Here is a 21,854-nt window from a genome sequence, read left to right as displayed (position 1 = left end):
CAGAAAAATCACTGACTGCTGACTAACTAATGACAAGATTATCTCGATGGACGACGGTTTCTGCACCGGCGTAGCCTAAAATTGCAGGAATTTCTTCGGAACGGCGTCCACTAATTTGCTGTAGCTCGTCGCTGCTGTAGTTCACCAGCCCTCTAGCTATTTCCCGTCCTTGAGGGTCGCATAACTGCACAGCGTCTGACGCCTGGAAGTCTCCCTCGACTAGGGTAATCCCAGCAGCTAAGAGGGATTTTCCTGCCTGACTAATTGCCGCGATCGCTCCCTTATCCAGATATAGCTTCCCAGCGGGAATCAACCCGTGGGCAATCCAGCGCTTACGGGCATTGCCCATCGTGTCGCGGGGTTCAAACTGAGTGCCGAGGGGTTCTCCTTGCAAGATTTTTTGGATGTTGCGGGGAAATCGCCCTTCGGTGATGACTGTCCGAACTCCGGCGCTGGTAGCGATGCGGGCGGCAGTAATTTTTGTAACCATGCCACCTGTGCCCCATTGAGAGCCGCGATCGCCTGTTTGCACTTGTAATTCTTCCAGCTCATCAATGTGGTTTACTAGAGCGATCGGCTGAGCATCCGGAACTTGACGCGGATCGGCGGAGTACAGTCGGTCTACATCGGTCATTAAAAATAGCCAATCTGCCTCTATCAAGCTGGCGACTAGGGCTGAAAGCGTATCATTATCCCCAAATTTCAGTTCCTCTACGGCTACGGTGTCATTTTCATTCACCACGGGGATGACGCCCAACCGCAACAGTTCCCGAAAGGTGTTGGAGGCGTTGATATAAGCTGAGCGTTCTTTGAAGCTACTGCGAGTCAGGAGAACCTGGGCAATGGGTTGTTCTAAGGTTGTAAAAAAGTCATCGTATACGCGCATCAGGCGTCCCTGACCGACTGCTGCCACTGCTTGTTTGAGTGCTAGGGTGCGCGGACGTTGCACGAGTCCCAAGCGGGCGCAACCCACTCCGACAGCACCCGAAGAAACTAGCACCACTTTATGACCTTGCCGCCGTAAATCTGTGAGGGTTTCTACTAAGGCAGCGATAGTGGAAAGAGCCAGATGACCTGTTTCAGGCGATGTCAGGCTGGAAGTACCAATTTTGATGACAAGGGTTTGACTCACAAAAGAGAGGGGGCGCAGGGGAGTAGAGGGGAGGGGGAACAGATTGTCCAGACGCGATAAATCGCATCTGATTTATCGCGTCTGGAGGCTGGGAATTGGCAATGAGTGATTAGCTTCAGCCGATTTCCCATTCCAAATTGTAAAACGCCAGCTCCTCCATCTGGGAACTGACGCTTTACACAGGTATTCACGGGGATTAATGTTTAGGGTCTTTATATTGGCTGACCCCATTTGAACCATATGTATAATGCCAGGGATTTTTGACAATCGAGAATCTCATAATTATTTCTTTATATTTTGGTTTTTCAGGATTTGTCTGGATTTTTTAAGTTTTGTTGCTTTGCGGTGAACGAGACGCCCAAGGCTTGGGACACCCAGACTTCAAAGGTACGGACTGGATAAGAGCGCACGGCAAGCGCTGGGTCAAGCATCGGCTCGACGAGAATGGTAAACATACCGAGTCGGTTGCCTGCTAAAACGTCTGTAAATAAGCGATCGCCCACCATTCCTACTTGTTCGACAGGAAGGTTCATCGCGGTGACAGCCTGCCGCAGCTTGCGCCGCGATGGCTTAGCAGCGCTGGTAATGTAAGGCAAATTTAACGAGCGAGCGATGCCACTAATTCGGTTTTCGCTCAAGTTATTACTCACCAGCCATAGCGTCGCCACCTGTCTAATTTCCTTCACCCATTCCACGAGTTCTTCAGACGCCTCGGCTGCTTTTAGGGGTACCAGCGTGTCATCGACATCCAAGACTAAACCTTTGAGATGATATTGCTGGAGAAGATCGGGGGTCAGACTCACAATAGGTCTGCCCAGAATTAAGTCAGGCTGTAACCGTGTTACCCAGGACATAAGCAGTTTTTAATTGTAAGTGTGAGTTGTTAGGAGAACTCCCAGGTAAGAGCTTTTTCAACCCGGCAAAGTTATCAATGGGATTGCTAGTAGTTGCAAGTCCAACTTCCCCGATCTTAATTAGACTTATTGGCAGCTTGGCGACTAGACCAATCTAGGTACTGTTGTTAGCGGCTTTGTTGCCGTTGTTGGCGAATCGCGTTTGTAGCGGCTTGGTGTTCTTGTAGCGTCCGACTAAACACATGGGTGCCATCGTAGCGAGCCACAAAAAAGAGGTAGTCTGTTTTTTCAGGATTGAGAGTGGCTTTGAGACTTCCTAAGCCAGGGCTGGCGATGGGAGTTGGGGGCAATCCTGCGTTGAGATAAGTATTGTAGGGGGAGGCTGTCCTCACCTGAGCCAAAGTTAAGGGCTGATCCGCTGTTTGCCGAATGCCGAGTCCATACTCAACTGTTGGATCGGATTCCAGTCTCATCCCTTTCTGAAGGCGTTGTGTAAACACACCAGCAATCTGAGGGCGTTCGACCGGAATCACTGCCTCTTTTTCGACAATACTAGCCAATGTCACCCATTGAAGAAGAGGTATCTGGGTTTTGTTTGGCGCTTGTTGATAGATGGGGAGTGCCACCTGTTCAAAGCGATCTAGCATTTGTTTGATGATGGCTTGGGGGGTGATGCGATCGCTATTTAGCTTGTAGGTATCCGGGTACAAAAAACCTTCTAAATAAGGCAAATCCGCAGGTAGCCAAGGATACTGGTCTTTGGGAATCTGAGTTGCGGCAGTGAGAAATTCTTCGCTTTTGAAAAATCCCTGAGATTCAAAGTAAGCCGCCATTTGTCGAAGCGACCATCCTTCAGGGATTGTGAAGGAAAGCTGCACTACATCGCCCGTCCAAATTTTATCAGCGATCGCTGGCAGCGGCTGGGTGGGTGACAACTGGTAAGTCCCAGCTTTAAACCCACCCGGTCGCTTTTGCAAGTCCAACCAAAACGTCCATAGCTTCCAAGCATCAGCGGAGCGAATCAACCCTGCTGCTTCTAGATCGCGCCCTATCTGCTGCGCCGAGGTTCCTTGAGGAATCCGGATTAGCACTGATGTATCTTTTCCAGCATTCGCTGACGGTTGAGTTTCGGCAACGGGGGGCGCACTCGCCCAGCTCCACCACGCCCAACCCTGCCATGCACAGAGTCCAAGCGTTGCTGGGATTAAGGCGAGATAAAACGTCCATTTGGAGATGCGTTGGATTGCTTTCATCTTGATTGCGGGTAACAACCGCTGTCATGGAATTAAGAAGGCAAAATTAAAAATTAAAAAAAGAAAATTCTTCATATTTAATTTTCAATTTCTAATTTTTAATTCTTTACCTATTCCATTTCATCAAATAGCTGATCTTCCAGCAGCGGTTGCACTTTTTTAAATTCCTCAGGGGAAAGTAGCACTGGTTCACCCGCACTATTAATCCGCGCAAACAGTAGCAGCGGATCTAGAGGCGTGTATATTGTGTATTCTTGTTCTTTGTGATAAAAGCTGGCTAGAAACTGAAATTCCTCTGGTTCGAGCTGAGTATCGTCATCTTCGATTTCCAAGGTGAGGATTTCTTCCTCTTCAACCGCAGGCAGTTCACCGGCAACAGTCAGAGCAAATGCGGTTCGCTTTAAGGCGAGATTCCGCTCTGCCAGGACTGCTTGAGCCGTAGGAAAAACTTCGTCAATTTCGGCGTCGTCTTCGACTAAGGTGGCTTCTTCCTCCTCCTTCTCCTCGTCCCACGCCACAATTTCTACAGGTGAATCTACCGGCAGGAGGATGACGTATTCTTCACCATCTACTTCTATTGAATGCTCAATGTAACAACTAAGCGATCGCCCGGATTCATCCGTCAACGAGACGGTTTGGACGGAAGACCCATTCTCTTCAGGGGGTTGGGATGAGAACATTGCAGATATGCTGCTATCAACGTGAGATTGTGGACTAAAAAACTCCAACCCCAAAGTTTGCACACAGTGGGGAAGTAGCTTGCAAAAATCAGGATATCACGGCATAAGAGTTGTAGAGACGCCATACGTCAAGGAGGGACAATTTATCAATTGTCCCTCCTTGAGTTGAAAGATTCTTCCAAGCAATAGATTCGGTTACTGACAGACAAACACCTTCGCTTCGTACTCTGGCAAGTCAACTAGAGAGCCATCCTCTCCAGCTTCGATGCGGGAGTTATTCATCCAATCCTGCCACGTCCCAGAGGATGGGAAGTTAGGAATGCGATACCCTGACAGAGACTTATCTGAGAAATTCGCCACAACAACCACACGGGAAGCAGGTTCGTTCCAACGGTAGTACGCCAAAACTTTTGCCTCTGGATTTTCGTGAAAATACTCAATGTTGTCGCTACAAAGAGCCAGATTTTCTTTCCGGAGAGCGATTAATCTTTTGTAATACTCAAACAAATCTTGATTTAAGTCTTGTGACAACAAAGGCCAAGCAATTTTCTTGGGCTGAGTCACGTTTTCACTTTTGCGCTGGTATTCTCCAAACTCTTCTCCCATCCAGAGCATTGGCACACCTACCGCCGTCATTAACAAAACAGCTCCTAACTTCGCTCTGCCAAATGCGGCTTTGTCAAAAATCCCGCGATCGCCTAATTCTCTCATCAAACGTTGGCGGTCGTGAGTTGCCAAATAATTCACTACATTCGTAGCAGCCGTATAACCCTGCCTTCTGGGATCTAAAACTTCCTTCAGTTTTTCTAATTCAAACATTTCGCCACAAATATGTGGAAGCACAAAGTAGCGAAAACTTTCATGCCAACAACCATCCAGCGGGCCTTCTGGATAAACTACGGTTTTGGTATCGGGAATATGTTCGGCAATGTTGTAGAACGGCTTAGGAGCAGTATTTTTCTTGGCTTGCTTCGCAAGCCAATCCAAAAATTCATAATTTGCCAATTGGCGCACGGCATCAAAGCGAATCCCATCAATGTGATATTCCTGAACCCAGAAACGCACCACATCTCCGACGTATTTCCAAGCAGGCTTAACGTCTAACTTTTCGTCGTAGTTGTCGTAGTTAAATTCTGGTCCCCAGTAATTACCCGGGTCTTCTGGATAATGCATATGCTCGTAGTACCAGTAATTCCGGTCAATCAGCATTAACGGGCATTCTTCATCTGTGTGGTTATAAATCCCATCCATGAAAACGCGAATGCCTCGACCATGACACTCGTCAATAAACCGCTTCAAATCTTCTGTGGAGCCGTAACTGGATTCTGTAGTGAAGTAGTGGCGGACTGTATAGCCCCAATTGTAATCACCGGGATACTCATTTACTGGCATCAACTCGATAGCATTAATGCCGAGTTCGCTCAAATGATCTAACTTAGCGATCGCGTCTTGGTATTTGCCTCGCTGGTGTGGGTCATCTTCACCACCGGAAAAATCTGCAACGTGCATTTCATAGATGACTAATTCGTGATTGTCTGGCAAGAGCGTATCGTCATGCTGCCAAACGTAAGTATCAACAATTCGCTTCCCATCTTTGACCCGTGCGACACTGTGGCCTCTTGCTTCATCAACGTCTGTAGCGTATGGGTCGATTACATCCACCCATTGATCGGGTTCAAATTTTGGGCTTTTCGATTGAACTCGAAATTTATATTGATAAATGCCATCCTCCAAGTCTACCTGGGTTCGGAAATATCCATCCTCACCTTTTTCCATTGGAATGTTTTTCCAGTTAGAAAAAGAGCCGATTAACGCCGCTCCTTGGTTGCGAGGAGCAAATAAATTGAATTCGACTGCTGCCATAAAAGCTTTTAATGAAGTAGATTCGCTTACTTAGTTGACCAATGGTTCTTTGCAAACATTTTTAAAGCCTGCATTTATAATTTTAAAGTTTAGTAATGAATTATACTGAATTATCTATCTTGAGAAATAGCAGAACATTAATCAAGTTTGTATCTTCAAAAACAAAATTAACTAACTTCCGGATTTTTATATCTGGAGAAGTAGACAAAAACTATTTTTTAAACTTTAAGAGATAGGTTTAAAAAGACTGCAAATAAGGCTAGCGAGAGATGTCAATTCAGGGATGAATAGGGAAGATCGGGTCATAAATAACAGCTCAAAGGAGCTGAAGATGAGTACATTACAATGGATTCCCCTACTTTCTACTCTTAGTCTCGGTCTTGCATTTATCATGCTTGCTTACTGCTTTGCAGCAGTTACTATCTAGTTTTTCCTAGAAAGAGATTGTCTGATTAATCAATTATTTCTAAGTTGAATTAAGGAGTTTCAAATGTTGAAACAAATGTGTTGGTTGCCAGCGATGGGAGTCAGTGGAGAAAAGTTGTTGCATTTACGAACTGCACCCAATCAACCGTGGCGACCTTATACGGCTTTTCCCGAATATGCTGTACCAGACTATCCAGTTCCAGGCGGTTCTAAGGGTTGGGCAACCTACCAAAAATTAAGATGCGAAGGTTGGGCTTTAGCACCCAGTACGCAGAGCCAGCAACTGAAAAGTGCTTAAAATTATCCACTGATTTTTAGGCAATGTATCTAATAGAGTTGTTGCTTCATTAGCCTTATGGGTTTCGGCTCTTACCTCTAGTAAGGGTTGAAACTTCGCTTCTTAAAAAGCAAGGCTCTAATCAATACTTCTTTTAGGAAATAATTGTTTTCCTAAACTGATCCATTTAATACCGTTCGAGTTGTGAGGCAGTATATTAACGAATAATTCAATTCCCCAATCCACGCTGCGCCATAGCAGAGCATTAGCGCAGCGGCTAACGGGGAGTAAAACGAGACTGGCAGGTTCACTGTATAGACACAGTAGTTTTTTGCTTTTTTAAGGGCGGCAAAGAGAAGCTACTGTTCAAGGCTTTAGCTAGTTTCGATTACTGCCAAACTAATACTTTGGCTTCGTAACTTCCTAAGTCGAGCTGGATGCCATCCTCCCCTGCTTCGACATCATAATCGCCAGTCCATTCGTGCCAGGTTCCTGCTTCGGGGAAGTTAGGAACGTGATAGCCTCCTAGGAAATTGTCAGAGAAGTTTGCAACAACGACAACACGAGAACCCTCGCCATTCCAGCGGCTGTAGGCTAATACCTTTGCTTCTGGATCTTCATGGATAAAGTCAATATTTTCGGTGTAGAGGGCATGATTATTTTTACGGAGATGAATCAAGCCTTTGATAAACTCAAACATCCCGCGATTGAGGTCATGACCTAAGAGCGTCCAATCAATTTTTGCTTGTTCAGTTGTTTTGTATTTATACTCTCCGAACTCTTCACCCATCCACAGCAGAGGTACGCCGACAGCGGTCATATTGATGACAGAACCTAACTTTCTCCGCTTAAATGCTTCTTCATCCAAAATGCCGCGATCGCCTAACTCAGCTAAAACATGATTGTGGTCGTGATTCGTCAGGTAATTCACAACATTCGTAGCACCCATGAAGCCTTGCCGCTTGCAGTCAATGGCATCCTTGAGACGCTCTAAGTCAAAGGTATCGCCGCAGATATGTTCTAGAATGCAGTGATAGAAACTGTCATGCCAGCAGCCATCCATTGGTCCATCTACATTCGTAATGCTGGGGGTTTCAGGAATGTGTTCGGCAATATTGTAAAACGGCTTTGGCCCAGCTGCATTTTTTGCTTCCTGAACAATCCAGTGCATGAAATCGTAGTTGGCAATTTGTCTGGCTGCATCGTAGCGAATGCCATCAATGTGAAATTCCTGAATCCAAAAGCGCACGGTATCGCCAACAAACTTCCATGCAGGCTTAAGATCTAGATTTTCATCATAGTGTTCATAGTTAAACTCTGGCCCCCAGTTATTATCAGGGTCGCGCGGAGAATGATGGTACCAATAATCGTGGTCTATTTGCGTCAGTGGACTTTCTGCTTCTGAGTGGTTAAAAATTCCGTCCATAATGACGCGAATTCCACGACCATGACACTCATCAATTAGGTTTTTTAACCCTTCAGTTGTGCCATAACTGGATTCTGTAGCAAAGAAGTGACGAGGATTATAGCCCCAGCTATGGTCCCCTGGATACTCCTTCACTGGCATTAACTCAATGGCATTAACTCCTAACTCGCATAGGTAATCTAATTTTTCTACAACGTGTTCGTATTTGCCTCGGGCGTAGGGATCATCTTCACCACCGGAGAAGTCGCCAACGTGCAATTCGTAAATGACTAATTCGCGATCGCTTGGCAGTGGCTTATCGTCATGTTGCCAAACGTATGTATCCACAATCCGCTCACCATCTTTAATTCTCACAACACCGTTTTGGGTGGGATTATCAATATCGGTGGCATAGGGGTCAACTACCTCTATCCATTGATCCGGTTCAAAGAACCAAGATTTGGATTGAACACGGAATTTGTATTGATAAACTCCATCTTCCAGTTCAACTGTGGTACGGAAATAACCATCATTACCTTTTTTCATTGGGATGCTTTCCCAGTTAGAAAAATCCCCAATTAAAGCAGCTCCATTGTTATAGGGAGCAAATAAATTAAATTCAATCGGAGTTGCCATAGAAGTGTTTGGAGTTTGATGAAAAAAATGCTTAGAGCAGTATTTTCTCCTTTTCATCCCGCTGAGGTATCGTTCTTGAGAAATAAAGTTGCCTCTGGTGCCCTAATTCCCAGGAGAGAAGTGGTAATGAATGCTAAAGGTAATTTAAGCTGAATTTCAGCGATTAATAGCGATTAATGCCGAATTTAGCGTTATTGTTGCGATCGGTTGTAGAAAAAATTTACCTATTTCAGCCAACTGAAATAGGGGAGAACCCCACCCCTGCGTCCCTTTGTAAGCGACTACTGTGTATACACATCTAGGCAAGAAGCTAAAGACCAACCGAGACACAGAGAATCAAACTGTCGCAGATCCTGAAAAAGAGTGGCAATTTCGGTAGTCCGTTGGCTCTACTAGCCGAGTCAACCGTCTAGTAGAGCAATCAAGTTGCCTAAGCCAACCTTAGGGGAGGACAAGGAATTCGTTGTTTTGGGATGCGACTATTAAGCGACCATTAAGTGTGGGTGTAAGCTCTGTGAGGCAATGCTGCTGGGCATCACAGAAGATGACTGTTGCTGATTGAGTGACATCTTCAAGCCTTTGAGGAATTGAAGCAGACGCACAGCAGCAGACAACGCTAACACACACAGACGTTGAATAGCTGCTCCAGATTCGAGTTGGGTTGCTTCCTGATTCAACCGGCTTTGTTTGAGAGTGGCAAACAGTATATCTCTAGCGATCGCTATGGATAGAAATTAAGCTTTCACACATCAAAGTTGCACATCATGCAAACCATAAAACGAGCAAAATGCCGGATGCTCTGTTTATGCAGGCTAAAAACCCAAAATTTTCCCTAATTGTTCGCCTTTTGAAGCTGATAGCCAATCGCTCGCAGTTACAATGAAAATCATGAATAAAAATTAAGCTTTTTCTCATTTTTCCTGTTAACCTCCATCAATGAGCGCCACTCCATTGTCAGATGTGCTGTTGGCGGAATCATCCGCACCAACTTCTCCGGCTTCTCGTCTTACTAAAATTCTCAATCGACTCGAACCCTCACCCGAAAGCGTCGTCCTGCTGTTGGCTGTACTAATTGGCACCGGCACCGGGATGGGCGTTGTCACATTTCACTATTTAATCACTGTCATCCACAGCTTGATGCTGGAAGGGGTGATGGGGATAATTGGAGGCTGGGGTGCCTGGACTTTAGCTTGTATTCCCATTTTGGGAGGATTAATCGTTGGTTTAATGCGTCTTGCTTGGCCCGATTTTGGGCCGAATATTTCTTCGCTGATTGCTGCTGCCCAAGGCGTCCGAGAGTTGCTACCCCTGCGACCCGTCACCAAGATGGTAGCGGCTGCTGTTTCCCTCGGTAGTGGAGCCTCTTTAGGCCCAGAAGGGCCGAGCGTGGAAATTGGCGGCAATTTTGGAATGCTGCTCGGTCAAGTGCTGCAAGTCTCCAGAGAAAGGCAGCAGTTACTCTTGGGTGCTGGAGCAGCGGCGGGTCTGGCGGCTGGTTTTAATGCCCCGATTGCCGGGGTTTTCTTTGCCTTAGAGGTGGTCTTGGGAACCACCTTTGCAACTTCAGCGGTTAGCGTCGTATTGCTGGCAGCAGTTGTGGCGTCTTTAATTGCTCAGATTGGTTTGGGTGCCCAACCAGCTTTTACGCTGCCCGTCTATGAAGTCCGTAGTCCTCTAGAATTACCGCTTTATCTGGGATTGGGGGTATTAGCAAGTTTGGTGTCGCTGACTTATACCCAGTCGATTCAACTGGCTCGAAGTTTCTTTCGGGGACAGATTGCCGGTTTTGAGTGGCTGGGAAAGATACCGCGATCGCTTTGTCCGATAATTGGCGGTGCCTGTTTGGGCTTGGTTGCTTTGCAGTGGCCCCAAATTCTGGGCATCGGTTACGAAACAATTGCCGCTATGCTTCAGGATGTGGATTTTCCGTTGGGGTTACTCCTCGCCTTGCTAGCAGTCAAGCTGATCGTGACGGCAATTAGTCTGGGTAGCGGTTTGGTGGGGGGTATCTTTGCCCCTGCCATGTTCCTCGGTGCTTCTTTGGGGGCAGCATATGGAAAAATTCTGGCAGCGATGCTTCCAGGCGTACCGATTCAGATTGCCGCACCTCCAGCTTACGCGATGGTGGGAATGGCAGCCGTTCTTGCTGGCAGCGCCAAGGCACCCCTGACGGCGATTCTGCTAATGTTTGAGCTAACGCGCGACTACCGGATTGTTTTGCCACTGATGGCAGCAGTTGGTTTGAGCATTTGGCTGGTAGAGCGCTTCAAGTCAGCGCCAACGAAAGGTCAAAATCTCCAACAGCTGGAACTCAATGTGGAGAAAGACCAGCAGTTAGAAATTTTGCAACAAATGTTAGTTGCAGAAGCAATGCAAGTACCAGGTTTGATGCTGAGTAGTTCTTTATCAGTATTAGAGGCAGGTTTAGCTTTAACCAATGGTCGCTGCCGCAGTGCTTTAGTCATTGATGATGCCGAGCAGTTAATTGGCATCGTCACTTTGCAGGATATTAATCGAGCAATGTCTACAGCTCGAACGCCAGTTACCGCTCCTACTGAAACCGTAGAAACAAACAACGTTCTTTGCAATGTCTCGAACAATTTAACCAGTCATCTGGCTCATCAGCCAGTTGCTGACATCTGTACTACTGAAATTCTGTATGCAAACCCTGATGAATCGGTAGCAGAAGCGATAGACCGGATGGCAGCACGCGGTCTCCACCAGTTACCCGTCGTTGACCGCGATCGCCCCCAACAAGTGTTAGGTGTGCTGGAACAAGAGGGAATCGCTTTAGCTTATAGTGTCGCTGCCACTCGCAAGACACTGCGCCGCTATCTTCCCCTCAATCCAGTGTCGAAAGAGTTAAATTTACCGCCCCTCAAGCAAACAGTTTGAAAATTTAGAGAATCGCTAATGAGTCATTGGTTACAAATCAATGACTCATTACGAATAACTGCTAACTAAAACTAAAGTTTTAGGATGCCTCTTCCAATTCTTCGTCTTCAGCGCCTTCTTCTCTATCCAGTTGCCGCAGATGAATGTGCTTCCGTCCCAGAGAGATTTCAAACTCATCCCCTGCCCTTAGACCCATTTGTTTGGTGTAGGCAGAACCAATCAGTAAGTTGCCGTTCGATTGCACGCTAATTTTGTAGCTGGCACTTCGACCGCCACGTCCGTTACCATTTTGTTTGCCGTCTAACTCAATTCCTTCAGCATCAATGAGAGCATTCAGGAACTTCATCATATTCACCCGCTCTACACCGCTTTTGGTAACAGTGTAGTAACCGCAGGCTCTAGCCTTTTCTTCTTTGCTGAGGTTTTCTAGCTCTTTAACTTTCTTGACTAGCGCTTCCCCCGTTAAGGGATCGATCTTTTTCTTTTTATTCATCAACTTGGAGCGAAAAGTAAGGAATAGCGAGTGTGTACAGTGTTTTCGACTGACTGTTTCTAAGCTAATTTTAGCTTAGCTTTATATCAGCTCATAAAACTATATCATACGGATTGGGGAAAGCTAGTTCAATAAGATCGATAATTTATTCGCTACTAACCTTTTTAATCCAAGTTCTTGCTTAAGCATAAATATCTGTGCCTTGCGAACAACCGATGCATCTCGATGATCGGAGTTCCTCACAGCATCAACCTGAGAAAAAATGAAGGGGGTACGCTGTAGGGTAGTCGTTAGTCTATCATTAGCGATCGCTTCTGAGCTGTTTTTTTTTCCATTGACTACCGCCTCATGACCACTGACTAATTATCCATTACCCTAAGGAATATTTTCCAGTATGAAGCTGACAACCCGCGGACACTACAGTGTTAAAGCACTGCTGGATTTGAGTCTACAACCTGGGTATGGACCAACTTCTGTAAAAGCGATCGCAACTCGGCAAGACTTACCCGCACCCTATCTGGAAAAATTGTTGATAGAGTTACGTCGATCTGGGTTAGTCGAATCAGTTCGAGGTGCCCAGGGGGGGTATCAACTATCCCGCGTCCCCGCACAAATTTCCCTAGGACAAATATTAGAAGCAGTCGGTGAAACAATTGAACCGCTGCCTCGCCATACCCCAGATGCAGAGCTTGCTGAGGATTGGGTAACGTTTACACTTTGGCACCGATTGCATCAAAAACTTAAAGAAGCGTTGTACAGTATTACACTGGCAGACCTTTACTATGACGCTCGCAGTTGGCAAGCAGCCCAAGGCGAAGAAACCAGTTTTGTTGTATAGAAACTGTCAGCGGATCTCTAGCAGCTTTGGTGTTGTGAATTTCCAAGATTTATTTGCCGCAGTCCTGCTTTCTCATTCCTCAGTCCTATCATTAGCGATCGCTTCCCTTTTTGATTACATCATCGGCGATCCGTGGGGTTGGCCTCACCCAGTCCGAGTCATGGGCTGGCTAATTTCTCGCTACAGCCAGATGGCTTTCCAATTATTTAGTCATCCTCTCACGCTCCGATGGGCTGGAGTAATTTTAGGAATTGGGCTGATAACTGGCAGCTACGGGATGGGGTGGTTAATCGTTCACGCAGCGAACTGGGTGCATCCTTTTTTAGGAATTGCGATAGAAAGTATTTTACTCGCCAGTTGTTTCGCCGCTCGAAGTTTGAGAGCTGCTGCTGAAGATGTCTTGCAACCTCTAAATGAGAACGATCTTGTCGCGGCGCGTTCTAAGTTAAGCCAATATGTAGGGCGTGATACCGAAAATCTTCATAAAACAGAAATTCTTCGGGCTGTTTTGGAAACCGTCACAGAAAATGCTACCGATGGAGTAATGGCACCCCTTTTTTATGCGATTATCGGGGCATTTTTACCTTTACTAGGAACGGTTCCTCTCGCCCTTGCCTATAAAGCCGCCAGTACCCTAGATTCAATGGTCGGCTATCGAGAACCACCCTACACCGATTTGGGTTGGTTTAGTGCCAAATTAGAAGATATCCTGACTTGGTTGCCCTGCCGATTCACGGTGATTACCTTGGCTTTACTATCTAGAAAACCTGGGTATGTTTGGAGTATTTGTCAACGCGATGCGACGAAAGATCCTAGTCCCAACTCTGGCTGGAGTGAGTGCGCCTATGCGGCAATTTTAGGCGTTCAGGTGGGGGGCACAAATTGGTATCGTGGCGTTGCTAAACACAAAGCCTTACTGGGAGATGACCTCCAGCCTATCAATTCAGAATGCATTCAACAAGCCTTGCAGTTAACACGATATAACTTTTTGATTTGGTTGGGGATAGCGATCGCTATCTTGCTGCTGTTGGGGTTTAGAAATGGGCGCTCGCTTGGAATCAACTTGATGACTTTTTAATCGCCCTATCAGGTGAACTCAACGGGCGATGGCTACTGAATAGGTGTAAGCATATCTTTGAATATAGAGCAACCAGTTGAAGGGTAATCAATCACTGATTCATCTGGGAAAGCGATCGCACTTTTTAGTGATTGGTCAAGTGAAATGCCAATGAGGAGATGCGACCCAAAAACTTAACCCCCGCTAAACCACGGAAGCGATCGCCTAAGTCTGAGCTACGAAGTCATCATCTGCGACTAAAACGATGGAAACTCTTGCATATCTTCATTTATCTGCCAATTACGAAGACCCTAACTCGGAGCCTCACCAATTCAAATTGTTCCAAAATCGGAACCCGCTTCCAAGTTCAGCATGGATTCGATTACTATCAGTTGTCCTTGCCTTATCCGTTATCGGGACAGCCGGTCATGCATTAGCACTCCAGAGAGGGAATAGCGGTTCTCAAGTCGCCACGCTTCAGAGAAATCTAAAAATCGCAGGCTTCTATAACGGCCCGGTTACTGGATACTACGGTCAATTGACGCAGGCATCCGTCAGCAGTTTTCAGCGAGCGGTTGGACTGAGAGCCGATGGCGTTGCAGGCTCCCGAACTCTAGCAGCTCTAGAAAATCGGGGTGGTAATTATGATGAACCGATTACGGGGGGTGGTTTTGGCAGCAGCACCCTGAAACGCGGCAGCAGCGGTTCCTCCGTAACGAGGCTTCAAAATACTTTGAAAGCCTTGGGCTATTACAACGGGCCAATTACTGGATACTATGGTCGGTTAACCGAGACCTGCGTCACAAGATTTCAGCAAAGCAGAGGGCTATTCGCTGACGGAATAGTTGGGCAAAGAACGAAAGCAGCACTTGCCGCTGACTAATCTTATATAGCTTGATGAGATTGAGCTATCTATACTCAATGACATAACTTCCTGTTCCTGGTAGGAACAGGAAGTTATTTTTGTTGAAATGATAACGATGATGGTTTAGGTGAACTTGTACACTGAGGCTGTAATTTGTCCGCAGTTATCATCGGATTTTCCTAAACCATGTCTCCCGAAGTTGTAGAAATTCTTTCCGCAGATGAAATCCGTCGAACCCTCAATCGTATCGCTTCCCAGGTGGTAGAGAAGTCACGCGACTTGTCTGAGTTAGCGCTAGTAGGTGTTTATACCAGAGGCGCTGTATTAGCCAATCTCTTGGCTCGTCAGATAGAAGCGCTCGAACAAGTGCAAGTGCCCGTGGGAGCGCTAGATATTACCTTCTATCGAGATGATTTGGATCAAATTGGCATTCGCACACCCGCCAAAACTGACATCCCTTTCGATCTCTCTGGCAAGACGGTAGTGCTGGTGGATGATGTCATTTATCGAGGGCGTACCGCTCGTGCTGCCCTGAATGCGGTGAATGATTATGGTAGACCAGCGGCCATTTGGTTAGCGGTTCTGGTGGATAGGGGGCAGAGGGAGTTACCCATTCACCCGGATTTCACTGGCAAGAAGTTGCCAACGTCCAAAGAAGAACAGGTGAAGGTTTACTTACAAGAGATTGATGGACGAGATGCTGTGGAATTATTAAAGGTTTAAGCGGTCTTGTCTTCGGTTTCCCTGGTGTGTTGGTGGGAAAATCGAGATTGTTAATAAACCAGTCTGTACAGATTTGTCAGGCGCTGTCTATGCAGAACGTTGGAGATAGTAGATTGATTAATAAATCGGCTCTTACCAAAGAAACCCAGACCCGAAAGGCAGATCATCTAAAAATTTGTCTCGATGAGGATGTGCAATTTGACTCCACAACGAATGGATTGGAAGGCTACCGCTTTAATCACTGTTGTTTGCCGGAGTTAGATCGACGTGAAGTTGATATCTCAACAACATTTTTGGGAAAACAGCTTGGTGCGCCTTTGCTCATTTCTTCGATGACGGGGGGAACGGAACTGGCGAGGATGATTAATTATCGTCTAGCTGCTGCGGCGCAACGCTATAACCTAGCGATGGGCGTGGGTTCCCAGCGGGTAGCGGTGGAGAATCCCCAGGTTGCTTCAACTTTCGCCGTGCGATCGCTTGCTCCCGATATTCTCCTATTTGCGAACTTGGGGGCGGTGCAACTTAACTATACCTATGGAGTTGATGAATGTCTGCGCTCAATTGACTTGTTAGAGGCAGACGCCTTGATTTTGCATCTCAATGCCTTGCAAGAGTGCATTCAACCCAGAGGTGACACCAACTTCCGAGGTTTGCTTGACAAAATTAAAAATCTGTGCCATAAGTTACCAGTACCCGTGATTGTCAAAGAGGTGGGAAATGGCATCTCCGCTGCGATCGCGCAGAAGTTGATTGATGCGGGTGTGAGCGCCATTGACGTTGCCGGTGCCGGTGGGACATCATGGGCAAAGGTGGAGAGTGAACGGGCTGAAAATGCCCAGCAGCGCCGGTTAGGACTAACTTTTGCTGATTGGGGTTTGCCCACAGCAGAATGCATTACCAGTATTCGAGCCATTGCCCCAAATATTCCCTTGATTGCCTCTGGGGGATTACGCAACGGTCTGGAAGTGGCAAAAGCGATCGCGCTAGGAGCCGATCTCGCGGGTCTGGCGTGGCCTTTTCTCCAGGCAGCCGTAGAATCGGAAGACGCCCTTGATGCTTTGGTTGAAGTATTAGTCGCTGAAATCACCACTGTATTATTCTGCACTGGCAATCCCACCTTGTCTGGTCTGAAACAGTCTGGCGCGTTGCAACCATTACGATAACTGTGTTGGAAATGGGAAAGCGATAAGTGAATTCAAAGCTTAAAACTTTTACCCATTCCCAATTACCCATTACCCTAACCCCAGCCTAATGCGTAGTTTCCTAAAACAAACTTTTGCTAGCTTGCTTGGAAGCCTATTCGGACTCATCCTATTTTTCGGTTTGGGAACGAGCGGGCTAATCTTGTTATTGATTGCGGTGGCATCTAAAGATACAGGGCCGGAAGTTGAGGATAAATCGGTACTGGTAATCGATCAGTCTTTGACGATTACGGATAGCGATCCGATATCCAGCACCAGCGAAGCAATCAGCGAAGCTTTATCTGGTGAGGAAAATAATAGCGTGCGGCTGCGAACGGTTTTGAATGCCCTTGAGCAGGCAACTAAAGATAAGCGGATTGTAGGCGTATATCTAGACGGCAGTGGTTCCTCTAGTTCTAGCACCGGGTTTGCCACGCTCAAAGAAGTCCGTTCGGCGCTGGAAAAATTCCGTAAGTCTGGCAAAAAGATTATTGCCTACAACATGGATTTGGGGAAACGGGAATATTATTTAAGCTCAGTGGCAGACACCATTGTGATGAACCCGTTGGGAACAATCGAAATGAACGGTTTGCGTTCTGAGTCGATGTTCCTAACAGGAGCCTTGCAGAAATACGGGGTTGGGGTTCAGGTGATCCGGGTTGGGAAATTTAAGTCAGCGGTGGAACCTTATGTACTCACGAAACTGAGTCCGGAGAACCGACAACAAACTCAGAATTTGTTAGGCGATTTGTGGGGAGACTTTTTGACAACAGTGAGCCAGGGTCGAAAATTAAACCCGAAACAGCTACAAGCGATCGCAGATACTCAAGGAATATTAACCGCACCGGATGCGAAAAAGCGTGGCTTTGTGGATCGGGTAGCGTATCTAGATCAGGTGGTGGCAGACCTGAAAAAGCTAACTGGCAGAACCGAAGAGAATAAAACATTCCGTCAAATTAGCCTTGCTACTTACGCTAGAGCGACTCAAACCGAAGGTAAAGATCGCACTTCTGACAACAAAATTGCCCTACTTTACGCCGAAGGGGAAATCGTAGACGGCGAAGGTGGCTCTCGGCAAGTGGGAGGAGATCGCTTTGCCAGACAGCTGCGACGGCTGCGACTTGATAAAGATGTGAAGGCTGTCGTGCTGCGGGTAAATAGTCCCGGCGGTAGCGCCTCGGCGTCTGAGGTGATTCAGCGAGAGGTACGGCTAACTCGTCAGGTGAAGCCAATCATCGTTTCTATGGGAGATATGGCAGCATCCGGTGGCTACTGGATTTCCACCTATGCTAATCAGATTTACGCCGAACCAAATACCATTACCGGCTCGATCGGTGTCTTTGGAATGCTGCTCAATTTCCAAAAGCTTGCGAATAATAATGGCATTACCTGGGATGTCGTCAAAACTTCCAAATTTGCGGACAGCAACACGGTTTCTCGTCCAAAAACGCCTCAAGAATTGGCAATTCATCAACGATTTGTTAACCAAATTTACGGTCAGTTCCTCAACAAAGTGGCGGATTCTCGAAAACTCTCAAAGCAGAAAGTCGCTGAGATTGCCCAAGGACGAGTGTGGTCGGGTCAAGATGCCAAGCAACTGGGACTGGTTGATGAGATTGGCGGTATTGATGATGCGATCAAATCTGCTGCCGTTGCCGCTAAACTGGGTGAGAATTGGGAGCTAGAAGAGTACCCCAAGGTTCGCAGTCTAGAACAACGCATTCTGAAACAGTTTGCGGGTGGGGACAGTGCCCAAACCAAGCAGCCATCCGATCTGCTGAGTGCAGAACTCCTCAAGTTACAAGAAGAATTAGTAGCGCTCAAAAAAATGAACGATCCTAGAGGTATTTACGCCCGTTTGCCCTATAATTTGCGAATTGATTAGTGCAACGTCCGGAATAGGCAGTTGAAAATGTGGAATATACGGTAACAGTCTGCCGATAGGTAGAGTAGACTGAACGGAATAGCTAACCAAGTACTTAAAAGCCTCTATCTATGGATAGAAAATCTAACCGCTTTGTCCTGCTGATCGTTTCTTGTAGTGCTGCTGGTATCCTTGTGGGAGGCGTCTCCAACTGGATAGATAGTAATCAATGTCTGCAAGCCAAAACGCCTACCAGTGAATGCTTGATGCAAGACCCCACGAGTCAAACGATTCAAGGAATGTGTATGGGTTTGATAGCTGGAGCTGGAGCAGCACTGGGTGCTACTTTGCAGCTAAAGCGGCAAGAAGATTAGAAAGTTTGTTCTTAGTAATGAAAGTATCGCTAATTGATAAGATATCTCGAACAATTAGCCATACTTTCATTCCCCTATTAAAATTCTCCTATTAAAATCGATAACGGCGAGCGCTTACCCAGAAGCTAATCGGGACTGCACGACCTTGGGCATCCACCTTCGCTTCCACCACGATCGCTTGTCGTTGTCTGCTCGATTGGGCTTGATTAATCTCCTGATTAATTTCATCCCGCCGCGCTTCTGGCATATAGTAGCTTTCTAAGCCGTAGTCGATGGAATTACCGCTAGATTTGCCCTTTAACGCTATCTGATTTGCTGGTAAAGATTTGGGCATCTTGCTACTCACCCGCACGGGTTTCCATGCTTGGGGAGAATTTGTTTTAGCAGCAGGCGCTTCTAAAATCACGTAGAAGCGAATTCCTGTCGGTAAAGAATTTAAAGGCGGTACGGACGGTGGCAAATCCGTTGCTTTTGCTTCGAGGTGTTGTTTTACTAACGCTTTCCAACCCGGAAGCGATCGCAAATTCTCTTGACGTGAGATGTCATAGCTTAGCGTCTGCGAATAGCCACGCAAGAAATCGTATGGGTCTACGGGAACCGTCTTGAGAACGACCGTTTTCCCAGTGAGGTTAGTGTAAAGTGGCTGGGCAGGTGCGGCAAGAACGATCGCCGTTTGCAACAGGAGAGGCACCCAGAGTCTCCAAGCAGGCATTCGCTTTTGTGGCTCTATGAGAGTCGGAGCGATTGAAGATGATTGAGAAGTGTGCCTCATTAAAAATCCTCTGAGTCAATTTTTAATTTCCAGCGTGCGGACATAGCGCTCGAACCAAAGCCCAATCGCGATCGCAGTGATACCGCACAGAATAAACAGCAAGGATTTGAAGACTAATCCCGTCGCAGACAACACAAACCAAGTCAGAATTCGCACAATTAATAGCATCATGCCCCCCCAGAAGGCGCTGCGTTCTGCTTGTGCTAGCCCTTGGCGCATCAATCCCGCGGCTAACAAGAACAACAGCACATTGCCAATAAAAGTGGCAAGCAGGGGAATTGGCTGGACGGTGAGATGCCAAACGGGTATCCCCGCCATGAAGCAGATAAAGATACCGATGGCAATTGTGGTCAGAATTTCCTCCCGACGAGTGCGAAGGCTTCTGGTAAGCCACAGCAGACGCAACCACGCAAAGATTGCCAACCCACTCAAAATCACTACATCTACCAGGGGAAACCAAGTAACTCTCGCGGATTGCTCCGCAGAAGACATTTTGGATAAAACACCCCAGAACCAAAGCGAGGACGACAGATAAAGTACAACGCCTAGAAATACCAGCGCCAAACGACGGGCGAGGGGTCGAAAGGAACCTCCCCAGCTTCCCCCTTGCCAAGAGGCGGGAAAGATTTGGTTTGGCTTCGGAACCCGATTTAAGTCACTGTAGACCCACAGCGAGTCATCATAGCCCCACAACAGTGCGGGGGGCAGTGCCAAGGCGATCGCTAATACGATACCCGTAGACTTCAGGGAAAATAGATTAAATAGTCCCAAGCTGAGCGGTCGGAGGTTGGCTTCCAAGGAAGAAATAACTGCGATCGCTGCCAGTCCAAAAATCACGCGAGAACGACACCAGTATGCCAGCGGCACAAACATCAAGCTTGCCAACAGCGGCATATGTTGTCCCATCTGGGATGACCAGGAAAACTCTTCATAATAGTAGGAATTTGACCAGCTTGCCCCTTCCCAGTTCCACCAAAAACTCCAGTAACCCAATCCGATAATGATAATTGCCAGCACGCTTAAGGAAGTCAAACGCAAGCTGTAAGCCATTGCTAGCACACCGACTCCCCACGCTAGTAATAACTCATAGAAGGGACCGCTAATGTGAAACATCTGACCCATCAGCCCCATATTTGCCCCTAAAATGATTGCTCCTAAGAGCAAGAATCCATGACCGAGACGTTGTTGCGCCCCATTCGGACGCCGCCACAAGTAAAAACCAGCAATATTCAGACCGATAAACAAACTCAATAGCAGCGTTACCTTGCCATTTCGCGGCAACTCCTGCCAGTTCGCTGCGACAAAACTAATCGTCCCCAAGCCAATGAGGATACTCCCCAACCCTAACAAGATCATCACAAAGCGATCGCGGGCAGCAGTTTCCAGCCTATTAAATTGATAACGCTCTGATAACTGTTCGTATAGTTGAGCATCAATCAGCCCCTCAGTTCGCCAAAGCTTTGCTTCCTGACGTAACTGACGGCGAAATTTATCTGAAACCATAACCCTCAATTACAATCCGCTCTGTAGTCTAATTTTTTTGACTATAAACTTAGTTTTAACGCCCTCCCATGATTCAATTCAAGGGGATGTGACAGTTAGATTCACTATCTACAGATGGGAAAACCTTCTACGTTACTGCTTAAACTCAGTCGGCGTCTATTCGATGACTTAGGCGAACAAGCAAAGTTTCTTGAACTCTTAATTCATCCTTAACCTTTTCCTCCTTACTTTCTTTGATGTCAGGAAAAAACGGGGAATTTGTCCTTGGCTATTCTTAGGCCGACGACTTGGCAATACATTTTTGTAGACTGCTGACCTCTTTTACTTTAAGTAATTTAAGGCTAAATAGCATTTAGTTAATAATTAGGGTTTGGAAAAATCTCCAACTCTTTATAGCCTGTCTGCTCATCCATTGTTCTTAAAAAAGTGAATTCTTCGCTAACTCCGATGACAATTTCGGCAGTAGTATAGATAATACAGCCTTCCATGAGATGTCCGCCGATGGTTTTTCCTTCTTTATTTGCAATGGCGATATGCAGGTGAATGCCAGCCGCTTCCAGAGTGCCATTGAGAGAAATAATTTCAAAATTGTCGTTAAAAGCTGTACTATACCTGTGATTTGCAAAGCGAAGAGTCGCTTTTTTCAAGCTACCAACTCCGGTTAAGATAAAGCCCGATTGAAGATTTTGCTTGATTGCAAAATCTTGTAAGCTTTTTTTTAAATCTTGATCTGGCTTCAGACGAATAGCAAATACTTTCATTA

The 21,854-nt window shown here is 46.6% G+C and carries 20 protein-coding genes; 9 read left to right on the top strand and 11 right to left on the bottom strand.

Translation table 11 applies throughout. The features are described from left to right. Nucleotides 1-22: 22 nt before the first annotated feature. The 5 genes from proB to NDA03_RS12615 all read right to left on the bottom strand — a co-directional run bounded on the left by proB (nucleotide 23) and on the right by NDA03_RS12615 (nucleotide 5,782). Complete coding sequence (proB, locus tag NDA03_RS12635; RefSeq protein ID WP_190535598.1) at nucleotides 23-1,132, bottom strand: glutamate 5-kinase; 1,110 nt, start codon at nucleotides 1,130-1,132, stop codon at nucleotides 23-25. Nucleotides 1,133-1,437: 305 nt separating this feature from the next. After that, nucleotides 1,438-1,986 carry a YqeG family HAD IIIA-type phosphatase gene (locus tag NDA03_RS12630; protein ID WP_190682799.1) on the bottom strand — a complete coding sequence of 183 codons (549 nt, stop codon included), beginning with the start codon at nucleotides 1,984-1,986 and terminating at the stop codon, nucleotides 1,438-1,440. 167 nt (nucleotides 1,987-2,153) lie between these two features. Further along, on the bottom strand, nucleotides 2,154-3,239 hold the full coding sequence (gene mltG, locus NDA03_RS12625) for an endolytic transglycosylase MltG (RefSeq protein ID WP_348238177.1): 1,086 nt from the start codon (nucleotides 3,237-3,239) through the stop codon (nucleotides 2,154-2,156). Between the two features lie 110 nt (nucleotides 3,240-3,349). Beyond that, the gene (locus tag NDA03_RS12620; RefSeq protein WP_190410787.1) at nucleotides 3,350-3,919 is read right to left on the bottom strand and encodes a DUF3727 domain-containing protein; all 570 of its coding nucleotides are present in this window, start codon (nucleotides 3,917-3,919) and stop codon (nucleotides 3,350-3,352) included. A 195-nt stretch (nucleotides 3,920-4,114) separates the two neighbouring features. Then, the gene (locus NDA03_RS12615) at nucleotides 4,115-5,782 is read right to left on the bottom strand and encodes an alpha-amylase family glycosyl hydrolase (protein WP_348238176.1); all 1,668 of its coding nucleotides are present in this window, start codon (nucleotides 5,780-5,782) and stop codon (nucleotides 4,115-4,117) included. Between the two features lie 490 nt (nucleotides 5,783-6,272). Between NDA03_RS12615 and NDA03_RS12610 the strand changes: the two genes are divergently transcribed. Beyond that, nucleotides 6,273-6,506: a hypothetical protein gene (locus NDA03_RS12610; protein WP_190410789.1), complete on the top strand. Its 234-nt coding sequence runs from the start codon at nucleotides 6,273-6,275 to the stop codon at nucleotides 6,504-6,506. Nucleotides 6,507-6,873: 367 nt separating this feature from the next. On the opposite strand, the gene NDA03_RS12605 is transcribed toward NDA03_RS12610, so the two are convergent. Beyond that, complete coding sequence (locus NDA03_RS12605; protein ID WP_190410790.1) at nucleotides 6,874-8,526, bottom strand: alpha-amylase family glycosyl hydrolase; 1,653 nt, start codon at nucleotides 8,524-8,526, stop codon at nucleotides 6,874-6,876. A 482-nt stretch (nucleotides 8,527-9,008) separates the two neighbouring features. Continuing rightward, the gene (locus tag NDA03_RS12600; protein ID WP_190410791.1) at nucleotides 9,009-9,203 is read right to left on the bottom strand and encodes a hypothetical protein; all 195 of its coding nucleotides are present in this window, start codon (nucleotides 9,201-9,203) and stop codon (nucleotides 9,009-9,011) included. A gap of 259 nt (nucleotides 9,204-9,462) precedes the next feature. On the opposite strand from NDA03_RS12600, the gene NDA03_RS12595 reads away from it, so the two are divergent. Then, nucleotides 9,463-11,421, top strand: a complete 1,959-nt coding sequence (locus NDA03_RS12595) for a chloride channel protein (RefSeq protein ID WP_348238175.1) — start codon at nucleotides 9,463-9,465, stop codon at nucleotides 11,419-11,421. Between the two features lie 79 nt (nucleotides 11,422-11,500). Here NDA03_RS12595 and NDA03_RS12590 read toward each other — a convergent pair whose 3' ends face one another. Next, on the bottom strand, nucleotides 11,501-11,914 hold the full coding sequence (locus tag NDA03_RS12590; protein ID WP_190410793.1) for an AbrB family transcriptional regulator: 414 nt from the start codon (nucleotides 11,912-11,914) through the stop codon (nucleotides 11,501-11,503). A gap of 394 nt (nucleotides 11,915-12,308) precedes the next feature. On the opposite strand from NDA03_RS12590, the gene NDA03_RS12585 reads away from it, so the two are divergent. From NDA03_RS12585 to NDA03_RS12555, 7 genes are all read left to right on the top strand, one after another. Then, entirely contained in the window at nucleotides 12,309-12,752 is a 444-nt protein-coding gene (locus NDA03_RS12585) for an Rrf2 family transcriptional regulator (protein WP_348238174.1), read from the top strand. Then, nucleotides 12,697-13,830 carry an adenosylcobinamide-phosphate synthase CbiB gene (cbiB, locus tag NDA03_RS12580; RefSeq protein WP_348238173.1) on the top strand — a complete coding sequence of 378 codons (1,134 nt, stop codon included), beginning with the start codon at nucleotides 12,697-12,699 and terminating at the stop codon, nucleotides 13,828-13,830. The genes NDA03_RS12585 and cbiB overlap by 56 nt, the downstream gene beginning before the upstream one ends. A 244-nt stretch (nucleotides 13,831-14,074) precedes the next feature. Beyond that, nucleotides 14,075-14,692 carry a peptidoglycan-binding protein gene (locus tag NDA03_RS12575; protein WP_348238172.1) on the top strand — a complete coding sequence of 206 codons (618 nt, stop codon included), beginning with the start codon at nucleotides 14,075-14,077 and terminating at the stop codon, nucleotides 14,690-14,692. Nucleotides 14,693-14,860: 168 nt separating this feature from the next. Next, entirely contained in the window at nucleotides 14,861-15,397 is a 537-nt protein-coding gene (pyrR, locus tag NDA03_RS12570) for a bifunctional pyr operon transcriptional regulator/uracil phosphoribosyltransferase PyrR (protein WP_190410797.1), read from the top strand. A gap of 89 nt (nucleotides 15,398-15,486) precedes the next feature. After that, nucleotides 15,487-16,560 carry a type 2 isopentenyl-diphosphate Delta-isomerase gene (fni, locus tag NDA03_RS12565; RefSeq protein WP_348238171.1) on the top strand — a complete coding sequence of 358 codons (1,074 nt, stop codon included), beginning with the start codon at nucleotides 15,487-15,489 and terminating at the stop codon, nucleotides 16,558-16,560. A gap of 88 nt (nucleotides 16,561-16,648) precedes the next feature. Then, nucleotides 16,649-18,463 (top strand): signal peptide peptidase SppA, encoded by a 1,815-nt coding sequence (sppA, locus tag NDA03_RS12560; protein WP_348238170.1) that lies wholly within the window; start codon nucleotides 16,649-16,651, stop codon nucleotides 18,461-18,463. A gap of 110 nt (nucleotides 18,464-18,573) precedes the next feature. Next, nucleotides 18,574-18,816: a hypothetical protein gene (locus tag NDA03_RS12555; RefSeq protein ID WP_190430108.1), complete on the top strand. Its 243-nt coding sequence runs from the start codon at nucleotides 18,574-18,576 to the stop codon at nucleotides 18,814-18,816. 91 nt (nucleotides 18,817-18,907) lie between these two features. On the opposite strand, the gene NDA03_RS12550 is transcribed toward NDA03_RS12555, so the two are convergent. The 3 genes from NDA03_RS12550 to NDA03_RS12540 all read right to left on the bottom strand — a co-directional run bounded on the left by NDA03_RS12550 (nucleotide 18,908) and on the right by NDA03_RS12540 (nucleotide 21,852). Further along, nucleotides 18,908-19,588, bottom strand: a complete 681-nt coding sequence (locus NDA03_RS12550) for a GDYXXLXY domain-containing protein (RefSeq protein ID WP_348238169.1) — start codon at nucleotides 19,586-19,588, stop codon at nucleotides 18,908-18,910. 15 nt (nucleotides 19,589-19,603) lie between these two features. Continuing rightward, nucleotides 19,604-21,091 (bottom strand): DUF2157 domain-containing protein, encoded by a 1,488-nt coding sequence (locus NDA03_RS12545; RefSeq protein ID WP_348238168.1) that lies wholly within the window; start codon nucleotides 21,089-21,091, stop codon nucleotides 19,604-19,606. A 356-nt stretch (nucleotides 21,092-21,447) separates the two neighbouring features. Next, complete coding sequence (locus NDA03_RS12540; protein ID WP_190430111.1) at nucleotides 21,448-21,852, bottom strand: PPC domain-containing DNA-binding protein; 405 nt, start codon at nucleotides 21,850-21,852, stop codon at nucleotides 21,448-21,450. Nucleotides 21,853-21,854 lie beyond the last annotated feature (2 nt).

The sequence above is a fragment of the Trichocoleus sp. Lan genome, assembly GCF_039961855.1.
In the GTDB taxonomy this organism is placed as follows: domain Bacteria; phylum Cyanobacteriota; class Cyanobacteriia; order Cyanobacteriales; family FACHB-T130; genus FACHB-T130.
The sequence above is the reverse complement of the archived record's forward strand: the minus strand, read 5'-3'. Positions and strand labels throughout refer to the sequence as shown.

Bases quoted from the DNA above. Each gene is read 5' to 3' on its own strand.
- NDA03_RS12550 (WP_348238169.1), bottom strand. From the start codon at position 19,588: ATGAGGCACACTTCTCAATCATCTTCAATCGCTCCGACTCTCATAGAG.
- NDA03_RS12610 (WP_190410789.1), top strand. From the start codon at position 6,273: ATGTTGAAACAAATGTGTTGGTTGCCAGCGATGGGAGTCAGTGGAGAA.
- NDA03_RS12595 (WP_348238175.1), top strand. From the start codon at position 9,463: ATGAGCGCCACTCCATTGTCAGATGTGCTGTTGGCGGAATCATCCGCA.
- cbiB (WP_348238173.1), top strand. From the start codon at position 12,697: ATGACGCTCGCAGTTGGCAAGCAGCCCAAGGCGAAGAAACCAGTTTTG.
- mltG (WP_348238177.1), bottom strand. From the start codon at position 3,239: ATGAAAGCAATCCAACGCATCTCCAAATGGACGTTTTATCTCGCCTTA.
- NDA03_RS12575 (WP_348238172.1), top strand. From the start codon at position 14,075: ATGGAAACTCTTGCATATCTTCATTTATCTGCCAATTACGAAGACCCT.
- NDA03_RS12540 (WP_190430111.1), bottom strand. From the start codon at position 21,852: ATGAAAGTATTTGCTATTCGTCTGAAGCCAGATCAAGATTTAAAAAAA.
- pyrR (WP_190410797.1), top strand. From the start codon at position 14,861: ATGTCTCCCGAAGTTGTAGAAATTCTTTCCGCAGATGAAATCCGTCGA.
- NDA03_RS12605 (WP_190410790.1), bottom strand. From the start codon at position 8,526: ATGGCAACTCCGATTGAATTTAATTTATTTGCTCCCTATAACAATGGA.
- sppA (WP_348238170.1), top strand. From the start codon at position 16,649: ATGCGTAGTTTCCTAAAACAAACTTTTGCTAGCTTGCTTGGAAGCCTA.
- NDA03_RS12630 (WP_190682799.1), bottom strand. From the start codon at position 1,986: ATGTCCTGGGTAACACGGTTACAGCCTGACTTAATTCTGGGCAGACCT.
- NDA03_RS12545 (WP_348238168.1), bottom strand. From the start codon at position 21,091: ATGGTTTCAGATAAATTTCGCCGTCAGTTACGTCAGGAAGCAAAGCTT.
- fni (WP_348238171.1), top strand. From the start codon at position 15,487: ATGCAGAACGTTGGAGATAGTAGATTGATTAATAAATCGGCTCTTACC.
- NDA03_RS12620 (WP_190410787.1), bottom strand. From the start codon at position 3,919: ATGTTCTCATCCCAACCCCCTGAAGAGAATGGGTCTTCCGTCCAAACC.
- NDA03_RS12590 (WP_190410793.1), bottom strand. From the start codon at position 11,914: ATGAATAAAAAGAAAAAGATCGATCCCTTAACGGGGGAAGCGCTAGTC.
- NDA03_RS12555 (WP_190430108.1), top strand. From the start codon at position 18,574: ATGGATAGAAAATCTAACCGCTTTGTCCTGCTGATCGTTTCTTGTAGT.
- NDA03_RS12585 (WP_348238174.1), top strand. From the start codon at position 12,309: ATGAAGCTGACAACCCGCGGACACTACAGTGTTAAAGCACTGCTGGAT.
- NDA03_RS12615 (WP_348238176.1), bottom strand. From the start codon at position 5,782: ATGGCAGCAGTCGAATTCAATTTATTTGCTCCTCGCAACCAAGGAGCG.